The organism is Xanthovirga aplysinae (assembly GCF_009711365.1).
GTDB classification, from domain to species: Bacteria; Bacteroidota; Bacteroidia; order Cytophagales; family Cyclobacteriaceae; genus Xanthovirga; species Xanthovirga aplysinae.
On record NZ_SMMB01000137.1, the window covers coordinates 1 to 456 of the forward strand.

At 36.6% G+C, this 456-nt stretch carries 1 protein-coding gene; it reads left to right on the forward strand.

What is annotated here, in order from left to right:
* The coding region (locus E1171_RS00215) for an insecticidal delta-endotoxin Cry8Ea1 family protein (RefSeq protein ID WP_155202986.1) at positions 1–456 on the forward strand (456 nt) is incomplete at both ends.

Below are 456 nucleotides of genomic sequence, written 5' to 3' on the forward strand. Positions count from 1 at the left end.
TAATAGGACAATATTTTCAAAGTAACTTTAACCCCAAACCAGACCCCTATAACCTTACAAGGGATATTTCAATGCGGGTTCTTACTAAAGGCTCCGCTTTAATCCCTATTCCGGGCGCAGGTATTGTGATTCCAGCCTTTTTAAATGCACTTTTTCCCACACGATCCAATGGAACGGACGTTTGGGATGAGATTAAAGATAGGGTAGAACAGGTGGTCGACGATAAAATCGATGACTTTGCTTACTCTTTGATGCAGACCTATTTAATTAAAACTAGTAGTGATCTTCGTGATTTTCTAGATTCCTCCGATGAACTCAAAGCTACTAAATGGGCCATCGTGGATTCAGATATGAATGATTATAACAAATTTACACTTGATAATCATGAAATCGTTCTGCTTCCTCTATTTACTCAATTTGCAAATTTATATTTCAGTTTTTATAGAGAAACCATTT